At 62.7% G+C, this 12627-nt stretch carries 10 protein-coding genes; 6 read left to right on the top strand and 4 right to left on the bottom strand.

Annotated elements, in window-relative coordinates:
• The first annotated feature begins 104 nt into the window (after positions 1 to 104).
• Entirely contained in the window at positions 105 to 1127 is a 1023-nt protein-coding gene (locus QYQ99_RS14770) for an AraC family transcriptional regulator (protein ID WP_302088861.1), read from the top strand.
• Here the strand turns inward: QYQ99_RS14770 and QYQ99_RS14765 are convergent.
• On the bottom strand, positions 1114 to 2325 hold the full coding sequence (locus QYQ99_RS14765) for a M20 aminoacylase family protein (RefSeq protein ID WP_302088860.1): 1212 nt from the start codon (positions 2323 to 2325) through the stop codon (positions 1114 to 1116). The genes QYQ99_RS14770 and QYQ99_RS14765 overlap by 14 nt on opposite strands.
• An 84-nt stretch (positions 2326 to 2409) precedes the next feature.
• Positions 2410 to 3570 carry an ABC transporter substrate-binding protein gene (locus tag QYQ99_RS14760; RefSeq protein WP_302088859.1) on the bottom strand — a complete coding sequence of 387 codons (1161 nt, stop codon included), beginning with the start codon at positions 3568 to 3570 and terminating at the stop codon, positions 2410 to 2412.
• A 161-nt stretch (positions 3571 to 3731) separates the two neighbouring features.
• Here QYQ99_RS14760 and QYQ99_RS14755 point away from each other — a divergent pair, with 161 nt between their 5' ends.
• From QYQ99_RS14755 to QYQ99_RS14735, 5 genes are all read left to right on the top strand, one after another.
• The gene (locus QYQ99_RS14755) at positions 3732 to 5795 is read left to right on the top strand and encodes a molybdopterin-containing oxidoreductase family protein (RefSeq protein WP_302088858.1); all 2064 of its coding nucleotides are present in this window, start codon (positions 3732 to 3734) and stop codon (positions 5793 to 5795) included.
• A gap of 195 nt (positions 5796 to 5990) precedes the next feature.
• The gene (locus QYQ99_RS14750; RefSeq protein WP_302088857.1) at positions 5991 to 7550 is read left to right on the top strand and encodes a sensor domain-containing diguanylate cyclase; all 1560 of its coding nucleotides are present in this window, start codon (positions 5991 to 5993) and stop codon (positions 7548 to 7550) included.
• Between the two features lie 302 nt (positions 7551 to 7852).
• Entirely contained in the window at positions 7853 to 9448 is a 1596-nt protein-coding gene (locus QYQ99_RS14745) for a flavin monoamine oxidase family protein (protein WP_302088856.1), read from the top strand.
• Positions 9449 to 9478: 30 nt separating this feature from the next.
• Complete coding sequence (locus QYQ99_RS14740) at positions 9479 to 9976, top strand: c-type cytochrome (protein ID WP_302088855.1); 498 nt, start codon at positions 9479 to 9481, stop codon at positions 9974 to 9976.
• Between the two features lie 18 nt (positions 9977 to 9994).
• Positions 9995 to 10540, top strand: coding sequence for a RidA family protein (locus QYQ99_RS14735; RefSeq protein WP_302088854.1), 546 nt, complete (start codon positions 9995 to 9997; stop codon positions 10538 to 10540).
• Positions 10541 to 10604: 64 nt separating this feature from the next.
• On the opposite strand, the gene QYQ99_RS14730 is transcribed toward QYQ99_RS14735, so the two are convergent.
• Both QYQ99_RS14730 and QYQ99_RS14725 read right to left on the bottom strand, forming a co-directional pair.
• Positions 10605 to 12230 carry an MFS transporter gene (locus QYQ99_RS14730; protein WP_302088853.1) on the bottom strand — a complete coding sequence of 542 codons (1626 nt, stop codon included), beginning with the start codon at positions 12228 to 12230 and terminating at the stop codon, positions 10605 to 10607.
• The gene (locus QYQ99_RS14725; protein WP_302088852.1) at positions 12220 to 12627 is read right to left on the bottom strand and encodes a DoxX family protein; all 408 of its coding nucleotides are present in this window, start codon (positions 12625 to 12627) and stop codon (positions 12220 to 12222) included. Before QYQ99_RS14725 ends, QYQ99_RS14730 begins: the two co-directional genes overlap by 11 nt.

Here is a 12627-nt window from a genome sequence, read left to right as displayed (position 1 = left end):
GGTAAGTCCACTTTAGAAAACCTGTGTCACATAGGTTGTGCATTTCATGCCGAACCTTATGCATCTCATGCCAGAATTTCCACGCCTCTATGTATGGAGCAGTCATGGTCACTTTTGTGCGCGCGGCATCTCTGACAAATTTCTCGGAACTCTTCAGCGAGCTGGGTGGAGACCCCGACGCGGCATTGCGTCGCGCGGGGCTGCGACCCGCCGTGGTGCGCGAACAGGACCAGCTGATTGATGCGATGACGGCCGGGCGCTTGCTGGAAGAAGCTGCAAGCATCACGGGTTGCGAAAACTTCGGCCTGCGCATGGCGCAATCGCGGCAGGTCTCGAACTTCGGTGTCGTCAGCCTTTTGTTGCTGCACCAGCCTACCTTGCGCAAGGTGCTGAGTACGCTGATCGAACATGTGCACATGCTCAATGAGTCACTGGTCCTTCATATGGACGACGCCAATGGCGTCGTGGTGCTGCGCGAAGAGTTCACCCTGCCTGAGGCGCTTCCGCAATCCATGGAGCTGGCAATCGGCGTGCTGTTTCGCACCTGCAATATGCTGCTGCATGAGAAATGGCGTCCGCTGCGGGTCTGCTTCAGCCACCCCGCGCCCGGCGACACCAGCCTGCACAAGCAGATGTTTCGTTGCCGCGTGGAGTTTGATGCGGACTTCAACGGCATTGTGTTTCGCACCGAGGACCTGGATGCTTCCAACCCCTTGGCGGATCCGGTTCTGGTGCGCTATGCCAAGACCATGGTGGACACCACGCAGCAGGGCCGTCAGGCCTCCATCGGCCAGCAGGTGCGCAAGGCCATCTACCTCATGCTGCCTTCGGGCAATGCAACCTGCGTCTGCGTGGCCCAAGGTCTGGGGCGCAGCGTACGGACCCTGCAGCGCGAGCTTGACAGTGAAGGTCTGAGCTTTACCAACCTGCTGCAGGAGGTTCGCTCAGATCTCGCCCAGCGCTATGTGCGCAACCCTGGCTACCCCGTGGGCCAGATCGCCGCCATGCTGGGCTACAACAGCCACAGTGCCTTCACACGCTGGTTCAGCACGCTCTTTGGCTGCCCGCCCGAGGTCTGGCGTGAAAGAAACCTTCCACCCAGGGCCCAAGCCTTCAGTCGCGTGTAGGCTGGGCCAGCCAGCGCTGGGCCAGCTTGACCCAGAAGGTCGCTCCCAGCGGAATCAGCGCATCGTTGAAGTCGTAGCTGGGATTGTGCAAGGTGCAGGGACCGCCGCCATGCCCCATGGCGCGATGATCACCATCGCCGTTGGCGATAAAGCAGTAGGCACCGGGCTTTTCCAGCAGCATGAAGGCAAAGTCCTCGGCCCCCATGGATGGCTCTTGCGGCACCACACCGGCATCGCCCAAAATCTCGCGCATCACGGCCTGGGCAAACTCGGCCTCGGGGGCAGTGTTGATGGTGGGAGGGTAGTTGCGCACGAACTCGAACGAGCATTGCGTGCCATGCGCGGCACAGACAGCCTCGCTGATCTGCTGCATGCGCTGCTCGATGAGGTCCAGCACTTCCAGCGTGAAGGTACGCACCGTACCCTGCAGCTCCACGCTGTCCGGCACGACGTTGGTAGCCTCGCCGGCATGAACCATGGTGACCGACACCACGCCCGCCTCAATGGGCTTGACGTTACGGCTGACAATGGTCTGGAAAGCCATGATTAGCTGGGCCGCCACAGGTACCGGGTCCACCACCATATGCGGCATGGCCGCGTGGCCGCCCTTGCCGCGCACCACGATCCTGAATTCGTTGCTGGATGCCATGGCAGGACCTGCACCCACGGCCATGGTGCCGGCCTTCATGCCCGGCCAGTTGTGCATACCAAACACGGCCTGCATGGGGAACTGCTCGAACAGTCCGTCGTTGACCATCTCGCGAGCACCGCCACCGCCTTCCTCGGCAGGCTGGAAGATGGTATAGACCGTGCCCTCGAAGCTGTCACGATGTGCGGCCAGATATTGCGCCGCCGCCAGCAACATGGCCGTGTGACCGTCGTGACCGCAGGCATGCATCTTGCCCGCATGGCGGCTGGCATGGTCAAAGGTGTTGAACTCCTGCATGGGCAAGGCATCCATATCAGCGCGCAGGCCGATGGCTCGACCGCTCTTGCCGCCGTCACGGCCTTGGATGATGCCCACCACACCGGTCTTGCCCAGACCGCGATGGATTGCGATGCCCCATTGCTCCAGCTTCGCCGCGACCAGATCCGAGGTCCGTATTTCCTCGAAACACAGCTCGGGGTGGGCGTGGATATCGCGACGCAGCGCGGCAATGTCAGGGGCGCTTGCTTGAAGTTCGGGCAGCAGGGCCATGCGCTCTCTCCTTGGGGTCATCAATGGCAAAGATGCCATGATGGCCCAAAGCGAGAGAGCTTGCGCCCTGCGCACCTCAAAGCCTCACACCCGGACCTTTCCGTCGCCCGTGAGCATGGACAGCTCCACAAAACGGGGCTTGCCCGCCTGTGCACGAAATGCGATAGGAAAGCCCGCAACCTGTTGGCCATTCATAGCCTCCAGCGCCGCCACCAGGCCATCGCGCTGCAGGCGACCTGCGGCAGAGGCAGATTTCAGCGCTTCGCTCACGACACGGGCAGCCAGATAGCCTTCCATGCTGGAGTAATCTGGCTGCAGGGACGCACCGCCTTTGTGCAGTGCGGCCTGAAATTCACGCGCCAGGGGATGCGAGGTCTTGAAGGGCGAGGGAACGACCTGGGTGACCACCACACCCTCGGCCTCCTTGCCAAGGGCCTGTGCCAGTGCAGAAGTGCCCACGAACGACACGTTGTAGAACTGACCGCCATAGCCTGCCTGGCGTGCCGCTCGCACAAACGCAGCGCTGGCCGCATAGGTGCCGACCTGCACGATGACATCGGCACCCAGCGGCACCAAAGTCTTGACGGCCTTGGCCACATCCTGGGAATTTCGCTCCACCGTCGCGGTGCCCACGGGTTTGAGGCCATGGCCTTGCAGCGCCTGCATCACCCCCTCAAGACCTGACTGGCCATAGGCGTCGTTCTGGTGAAACACCGCGATCTTCTTGAGGCCCAAAGAAACCAGTTGTCTGACCATGAGTGCGGTTTCATCGGCATAGGAGGCACGCAGATTGAAGACCGTCTGCGCCAGCTTGGGGTCGCGCAGGCCGGCCCCGCCCGTCAGTGGAGCAATCAGCGGCAGCCTGGCTTTCTGCAGCAAAGGCAGTGCGGCCATGCTGGTGGAAGTGCCCAGATAGCCGAACAAGGCCATTACATCGTCGGCAATGAATTTCTGGGTATTGGCCACGCAGCGCTCTGGCTCATAGCCATCGTCCAGCGTGCGCAGCTCCACCTGGCGGCGGCCAATGCCGCCCTGGGCGTTGAGCTGATCGAAGTACAGCTTGGCACCCTGCACAAACTGTATACCCAGCTGCGCTGAAGGGCCGCTCAGCGCACAGGACTGCCCGAGCACAATGGGTCCGCTCGAATCCTGGGCATAACTGGCGCCGGTCCAACTCCCGGCTGCCACAGCTGCACCTGCAGTCATGAATTGACGACGATTCCACTCCACTCGCTTGTCCTGCATTGCTCTCGATCTCTTTCTACGGGCTACTCATTGGTACGGGCTGGATCGACCCGTTTCTGGGGTCTTGCATCTCAGGTTTTTTGACATGGATGCGCGCCGCATAATAGGCCCACAAAACGGTCTTCAGCCGCAAACCGGCCCAGATTTTTCGAGCCCACGACATGCCTCATATCGTTCAAGTACGCGGCGCCTGCCCGCATGACTGCCCGGACACCTGCGCCCTGGTCACCACGGTGGTCGATGGCACCGCCACCAAGGTGCAAGGCAATGCAGAACACGCTCACACGGGCGGCGTGCTCTGCGCCAAGGTCAGCAAGTACACCGAGCGCACCTACCACGCCGGGCGAGTGCTGCAGCCTCTCAAGCGCAGCGGCCCCAAAGGCAGCGGCCATTTCACCCCCGTGAGCTGGGACGAAGCGCTGAGCGATATTGCCCAGCGCCTGCACGGCATTGCCCAGCGCGCGCCCGAAGCCATACTGCCCTACAGCTATGCCGGCACCATGGGACTGGTGCAGAGTGAGAGCATGGACCGGCGATTTTTTCACCAGTTGGGCTCCAGCCTGCTGGATCGCACCATCTGCGCCAGTGCCGGCAGCGAGGCGCTGACTGCCACCTATGGCGGCAAACTGGGCATGCGTGTGGAGTTCTTTGCCGAAAGCAAGCTGATCCTGATCTGGGGCAGCAACAGCATTGCCAGCAATCTTCATTTCTGGCGCTATGCGCAGGAGGCCAAGCGCCAGGGTGCCAAGCTGATCTGCATAGACCCGCGCAAGAGTGAGACTGCCGACAAATGCCAGGAGCACCTGCAACTGCTGCCCGGCACCGATGCGGCACTGGCTCTGGCGCTGATGCACGAGCTGATCGTGCACGACTGGCTGGACCATGACTACATCGCCCAACACACCCAGGGCTGGGACGCACTCAAGGCCAGAGCATTGCAATGGCCGCCCGAGCGCGCCGCCAGTGTCTGTGGTCTGAGCGTGGAACAGATTCAGTCCCTGGCACGTGATTACGGCACGACCAGACCAGCCGCCATTCGCCTCAATTACGGTATGCAGCGAGTGCGCGGCGGCGGCAATGCCGTGCGCGCCGTGGCCTGCTTGCCGGCTCTTGTCGGCGCCTGGCGCCACCGCGCTGGCGGGCTGCTGCTGTCCGCCTCGGGGGTCTCGCCTTTCAAGCGGGCTTCTCTTCAGATGCCGCAGTTGCTGGGTGAGCGTCGCCCACGCACGCTGAACATGAGCCAGATTGGCGATGTGCTGCTGCATGAGGGCGATACCAGCTTCGGCCCCAAGGTGGAAGCCGTCGTGGTCTACAACAGCAATCCCGTGGCAGTGGCGCCAGAGTCAACCAAGGTGGCCGCGGGCTTTGCGCGCGAAGATCTGTTCACCGTCGTGCTTGAGCATTTCTTGACCGACACCGCAGACCATGCCGACTATGTGCTGCCCGCCACCACGCAGCTCGAGCATTGGGACATCCACGGCAGCTACGGCCATACCGATGTGCTGCTGAATCGCCCCGCGATCGAGCCCCAGGGTCAGGCGCGCAGCAACGCGCAGATCTTTCGCGATCTGGCCAAGCATATGGCCAGGCTGGATTCCGCTTTTGCGGCAGCATGTTTTGCTGAGTCTGATGAAACTCTATGCCGCACAGCGGTCTCGGACACAGCTATTGATTTTGAAGAGCTGCTGCAACAGGGCTTTGCCCATATCCCGCTGCCCGATGCGCCGTTTGCCGAAGGCGGCTTTGCCACGCCATCGGGCAAATGCGAATTCGACAACCCCGCCCTGGCGCGGCTGGGCATCAACACCTTGCCCGACTATCTGCCCAATTACGAGCCGCCCACGACGGTCTACCCGCTAGCCATGATCTCGCCGCCCGCACGCAACTTTCTCAACAGCAGCTTTGCCAATGTGGCCAGTCTAGCCCGCATGGAAGAGCGCCCGCTGCTGGAGATGCACCCCGATGACGCCACTGCGCGCGGCATTGCCGACGGTGACCAGCTGCGCGTCTTCAACCGGCGCGGCGAGCATGTCTGCCACGCCGCCATCAACGGCCGCGCTCGCGCCGGCGTGGTGGTGGGCCTGGGCATCTGGTGGCGCAAGCAGGGAGCCAACGGCACGAATGTGAACGAGCTGACACATCAGCAGCTCACCGATATTGGCCGAGCGCCCTGCTTCTACGACTGCGCAGTACAGGTGGAAAAGTTCAAGGAGTTGTCAGCCTGACACAGCTGCATTGTGGTTGACCGTGAGCAGGACCACGGCGCGAGCAACCATAATGCAGACACTCAATGAATATGCGGCCGGTGTCTGAGCCTGTCAGAGCACACAGGTACAGCGCAGAGCCGCCCTGCTCTCGCGACATCATCTGTGAAGAAATCTCTCCCCTGGCACCGCCGGCTTGCGCCTGAGCGGCTTGATTTGCGTCGACTGATACTGGCCCTGACCATCTGCAGCGCGCTGATCCCGTTTCTCAACACCTTCTATGCCGGCTATCTGGTGCAGCGCCAGCAGCTGATAGACAACACGCTCGAAGACCACCACGCCTATGCGACCAAGCTGGCGCAGAGCACGGATGATTTTCTGCAATCCGCCCTACAGCAGCTGGAATACAGCGCCAATCTGATGGGCGCGCACATGGATGACATGGACTATCTGGCCAGGGAGGCCACACGTCTGCGCTTGCAAACCAAGAGCTTCAACTCCGTCACCATCATCGACCCCACGGGCTATGTGCTGGCGACATCGCCCGAAACCCTGCAGATCAAGGGTAAGACGCTGCAAAGCGCCGGAGTGGCACAGACATTGAGCACTCGAGGGCCCGTCATCAGCCAGCCCTATATGTCCACGGCCGGCAACTACATCGTCTTTGTCTCCCAGCCCATTTTTGGTCCTCAGGGCGAGTTCCTCGGTGCGGTAGGCGGCAGCATCTACCTCAAGGAAGACAGCATTCTCGACACCCTGCTGGGCTCGCACTTCTACCAGGACGGCACCTATGTCTATGTAGTGGACAGGAACAAGCACATCATCTATCACCCCGACAACCACCGTATCGGCGATCAGGTGATCAACAACGATGTCATCAACGCTGTGATCCGGGGCGAGTCGGGTACGGCGCCGGTGGTCAACAGCAAGGGCGTGGAAATGCTGGCCGGCTATGCCATCATCCACGCCTCGGGCTGGGGCATTGTGGCCCAGCGTCCTAAGGCGGCCACGCTGGCCCCGCTCAACAAGCTGATGCGCTCCGTGCTCTACAAGACCCTGCCCATCGCCCTGCTGATGCTGGTGGTCATCTGGTGGAGCGCGCGCCGCATTGCCAGCCCGCTGCGCCAGCTCGCCAACGGCGCGCACGATATGGACAAGCCCGAGACGGCGCAGAACATCCAGGCCGTCAAGTCCTGGTATTTCGAGTCCTACGAGCTCAAGAAAGCCATGCTCAAGGGCCTGGGCCTGCTGCAGCGCAATATCACCAAGCTGCGCGAGGATGTGAACACCGATCCGCTGACAGGCCTGGGCAATCGCCGCCATCTGGAGGCTGCTATCAGCGCCTTTCAGACGCAAGCGCTGCCGTTCTCGGTGATTGCCATCGACATCGATCACTTCAAGCATATCAACGACGGCTTTGGCCACGATACAGGCGACGAGGTGCTCAAACAGCTCGCGCGCACCATGCGCGAGGTCTCGCGTGTCGATGACCTGCCTTGCCGCGTGGGTGGCGAGGAGTTTCTGCTGCTGCTGCCCGGCACGGCGCTGGTGGCCGCCGCCCATGCCGCAGAGCGTCTGCGTCAGTTGGTCGAGAAGATAGAGATGCCGCCAGTGGGCCATATCACGATCTCGCTGGGCGTGGCCCACTGGCCCGACAGCGATCCCGATATCAAGGCCGTCTTCCAGCAGGCCGATGCCATGCTCTACGCAGCCAAGCGAGGTGGACGCAATCGTGTCATGGTCAGTGAGGCCAGCGAGCCTCCCAGCGAACTCTGAACCCGGCAGCAGCGTAGTTCAGGCACCCTCTCAAGGCGTATCCGCTGTCACAGCAGATACGCTTTTTTTCAGATCATTGTGTGACTCCTCTGCACCAATTTGGCCATTGATGCTTCAAATTAGTGAGCATGCACCATACGTTTCAAGAGGATTGAACGCAGATCGATCTGAATTACATAACAAGTGACTGATTTCATTGAACTAAAGCCTTGAGCCCCCTGCCCTGGCACAGCTCTTGCTGAAAACCCTTGCCCCGCAGCCCCGGATGGACAGCGGAATACACAACAGCAAAGGAATTTCAGATGCCAGAGCCAAGCAAGCATGTCAGTCGCAGACAACTGCTCTCGATGATCGGAAAGGTCGCGGGCGGCAGTGCCATGTATCAAGCCATGAGTTCACTGGGATATGCTGCCGAATCGCATTACAGCGGTCCGGTCAGGCTCGGCAACGCCAGACCTGGTGCATCGGTTCTGGTGCTGGGCGCTGGCCTGGCAGGCATGGTGGCAGCCCACGAGTTGCGTGCGGCCGGCTACAAGGTGCAGTTGCTTGAATACCAGAGCCGCGCCGGAGGCCGCTGCTGGACGCTGCGCGGCGGTGATGAATTCAGCGAACTCGACGGCACGCGCCAGAAAGTGGGCTTTGCCAAGGGCAACTACTTCAACCCCGGCCCCTGGCGCGTGCCCTACCACCACCATGCGATGCTGGATTACTACAAGCGCTTCGGCATCAAGCTCGAAGCCTTCAACCAAGTCAACTACAACGCATATCTGCACAACAGCAAAGCCCTGGCTGGCAAGCCTCAGCGCTTTCGCCATGTGCAAACCGATGTCTACGGCCATGTGGCCGAGCTGCTGTCAAAGGCTACCAATCAGGGCGCACTGGACCAGAACGTCAGCCGGGAAGACAAGGAACGCCTGCTGGAGAGCCTCAAGGCCTGGGGCGTGCTGGACAAGGAGTACCGCTACCGTGCCAGCAATGCGGTCAGCGATTTCCGTGGCTACGACATCGACCCCGGCGGCGGCATGATGGCGCTGGCTAAACCTTCAACGCCCATGGGCCTGCACGAGCTGCTCGAATCCAATTTGTGGCGCCAGATGGGCGTGGGCAATATCTACGAATTCCACAGCGCCATCTTCCAACCCGAAGGCGGCATGGACATGCTGGCCCAGGCCATGGCGCGCGATCTGGGCTCTGCCATCCGTTACAACGCCAAGGTCACCAGGATCGCCCAGAACGACAAGGGCGTAACCGTGGACTATGTGGACGCCCTCAAGCCCGGTGCCACGCTGCAGGCCCGCGCCGACTGGTGCGTGTGCACGATTCCGCTGTCCATCCTGAGCCAGATCGAAGTGCAGGCCGGCAGCGCCATGCAGAACGCGATTGCTGCCGTGCCCTACGGTAGCTCCATGAAGGTCGGACTGGAGTTCAAGCGTCGCTTCTGGGAAGAGGACGAGCGCATCTACGGCGGCATCAGCTACACCGATCTGCCGATCCAGCAGATCTCCTACCCCTCCACCGGCTATATGGGCACCGGCCCCGCCGTGCTGCTGGGCGCCTATGCATTCGAGAACTCCAACAGCTACCGCTTCTCCTCGCTCAAGCCGGCCGAGCGCGTTCGTCTTGCGCTGGAGTATGGCGCGCAGATCCATCCGCAGTACAAGCAGGAGTTCCTCAACGGAGTGTCAGTGGCCTGGCATCGCATGCCCTGGATCAACGGCTGCTTCGGCAACTGGACCGATGCGCTGCGCGAGCAGCACTACAAGGATCTGGCCCAGATCGACGGTCGCCTGGTGCTCGCGGGCGAGCATGTCTCGTACATCCCCGCCTGGCAGGAAGGTGCCGTGCTGTCCTCGCTGGACGCCATCCAGCGTCTGCACGCCAAGGCCTCCAGCCTCTGATCGCTCATGTCTGCCACAAGGAACTTCACCATGCACACATTGCACCGTCTTTGCGCCGCTTGCGCCCTGGCCCTGGGTCTCTCCGGCGCCGTCCTGGCCCAATCACAGGGCATGAAAACCCAGGATGTAAAAAACCTGCAGACGCTGCAATCTGCCGCCGTTCTTTCCATCTCGCCCGCTGATACCCAGGCGCTGATGCAGAACTTCTCTGCGGTCCGCCCACGCTTCAGCCAGAGCGGCGGAGAGACCCTGTACCAGGCCATCTGCCAGGGGTGCCACATGGTCAAGGGCGAAGGTGCCAAGGGCGCGGGCTTCTACCCGGCGCTGGCCTCCAACCCCAAGCTGGCAGCGGCTGCCTACCCGGCCTCTGTTGTCATGAACGGCCTGCACGGCATGCCGTCCTTTGCCAGCAAGCTGTCCGATGAGCAGATTGCCGACGTCGTGAACTATGTGCGCAGCAACTTCGGCAATCAGTACGCGGACAAGCTGTCTGCCGCCGACGTCAAACCCTTTCGCGTCACCCCATAAATCCATTCAGGAGATCACATGAACGTTCCATCCATCTTCAAGACCGCCGCTACCGCCGCCCTTCTGGGTACGGCAGTCCTGCTCACCGGCTGCGCTGCCACCACCTCCGGCAGTGGCGATGTCCTGCGTTACAGGACACCGGGCTCGACCTTCCCCATCGCCGCAGCCGTGGAAATCCCCACCGACGCCCGCACTGTCTACCTCTCGGGCAAGGTGCCGCCCGTAGTGGACAAATCCAGGCCCGCCACTGATCCTGCTGCCTACGGCGGAGATACCGAGGGCCAGACCGTCGCCATCCTCAAAGGCCTGGAAGAGCAACTCAAGAGCATGAATCTCGGCATGAGCGATGTGGTGAAGATGCAGGTCTTCCTTGTGGCCGATCCCGCCAAGGGCAACAAGATGGACTTTGCCGGCTTCATGCGTGGCTACACCCAGTTCTTTGGAACGGCTGCCCAGCCCAACCTTCCCGCACGTTCAGCCTTCCAGATTGCAGCCCTGGCCAACCCGGCCTGGTATGTGGAAATCGAGGTAGTGGCCGTGCGCGCCGCCAAACCGGTCAAGTAAGTAACGCACCTGCCTTGCATTCATCGCCTGCTGCGTCAGCGATGAATGCCGGCTTCAGAGACGCTCAGTGGGCAGGGGAATCCGTTTCCTGCTGGGCGCTGCGCGCATCAAGCGCCAGGAAGTGGTGGACCACGGGCTTGTCCGGCCCCTGGTGGTAGCGCAAAGCAGCGGCCTGCAGATCGGCGTCGGCCTTGGACACGCGACCGTGCTGTCGCAGGTGCTCGGCCCAGGACTCGACCAGGAACCACTCGATCACCCGGCCCGGCTCGCCGGTGTGCTCGGCCACGCCCCAGGCATAAGCCCCATCGCGACGGCGCTCCTCGGCCACTTGCTGCATGGCCTGGGAAAAGGCGGCCAGGTCTTGATGCGCAATCCGGTACTCGATCTGAATCATGACCGGGCCACGGTCGTGGGCCACGGGTTCTGCCAGAAGGGGCTCGGGCCAGTGGTTGGACGGCTGCAGATCGGCTTCGCCGCCAGGCAACTTGACGCGGTGGAAGACCAGGGACACCAGCACCAGGCCCACGGCTCCGATCAGCAGCGTGACCGGCAGGCCCAACTGGCCAGCTATCAGGCCCCAGCCCAGGCTGCCCAGGGCCATGGCGCCGTTGAACACCATGAGGTAGATGGCGAGACCTCGGCCGCGCACCCAGTTGGGCAGCACCGCCTGGGCCACGCCGTTGAGCGTGGTCAGCGCGACAATCCAGCCCAGACCCAGCACCAGCATCAGCGCCACGGCAGCCCACTGGGGCGGCGCCAGGGTCAGGACGCCCATGACCAAGGCCGTCACCACAGAAGCCAACAGCACCAGACCGTCGGTGTCGAGGCGCTTGCGCAGCTTGGGCAGCAGCACGGCGCCCAGGATGGCACCGGCACCGACGGCGCCCAGCATCACACCGTAGAAACCGGCCGTGCCGCCCAGCATGCGGCGCGCCACCAGGGGCAGCAGGGCCCAGACCGAGCTGGCGAACAGGAAAAAGACCGCAGCGCGCAGCAGCACCACATGCAGCTCGCGACTGGCACGGGCATAGCGCACGCCGGCCCGGAAGGCGCCGAAGAACTGCTCGTTGAGCGCCGAGGCCTCGGCCTTGGGGCGTTTCCACCAGACGAGGGCGGCGATCACGAACACATAACTGAGCACGTCCAGACCGTAGGCCGCCGCAGCGCCGAAGCTGGCCAGCAGCAGACCACCGGCGGCCGGGCCGATGGCACGCGCGATGTTGATGCCCAGGGAGTTCAGCGCAACGGCGCTCTTGAGTTCGCTGCGCGGCACCAGCTCGGGCACGATGGACTGCCAGGTCGGGCCCATGAGGGCGGCACCGATGCCGCCGACAAAGGTCAGGGCCACCAGGTATTCCACCGTGAGGGTGTTGCTCTGGGCCAGCACCAGCAGCGTACCGCTCACGGCTCCCAGCAGCACCTGCACGCCGATGAGGAAACGACGGCGGTCCAGGATGTCGGACAGCACGCCGGCCGGGATGGCCAGCAGGAAGACCGGCAGCGTGGCCGCCGTCTGAATCAGAGCCACGGCCGTTGGGCTGGACGAGAGCTCGGTCACCATCCAGGCGCTGGCCACATCGCGCATGAAGCTGCCGATATTGCCCAGCACCGTGGCGGCCCACAGCACTGCAAAGACGGGAATGGCCAGGGGCGCAAAGCTGCCCGAGGCTGCTTTTGGGTTATCCGGCATGGGAGCCTCCGAGATCGTGCCAGGCGACGAGCAACATGCCGCCGACCAGGCCCCAGTGTTCAAAAAATGCGTTGGCAGCACGCTGGCGCTCGGCCTGCGGCGCTACCCAGAAACGGTCGGCCAGCAAGGCCGCCAGCACCGTGAAACCTGCGAGGGCCAGCGCACCCAGCCAGCGGTACCAGCCCGTGAGGATCAGGGCCGAGGCCGCTAGCTGCAGCACCAGGACGGCCGCTGCAATGGGAGCAGCCGGAGTCAGGCCCAGGGCCTTCACCTCGGCCACTGCCCCGCGGAAATTCAGGGACTTGTACCAGCCACCTTGCAGGTAGGCCGCACACAGGCACAGCAGGGCCAGCGACTGCACCCAGGGGGCGGTGGCAGCAGCGTGCAGCGCACCCAT

The organism is Comamonas testosteroni (assembly GCF_030505195.1).
GTDB classification, from domain to species: Bacteria; Pseudomonadota; Gammaproteobacteria; order Burkholderiales; family Burkholderiaceae_C; genus Comamonas; species Comamonas testosteroni_G.
This window is presented reverse-complemented; position numbering and strand designations above follow the sequence as displayed.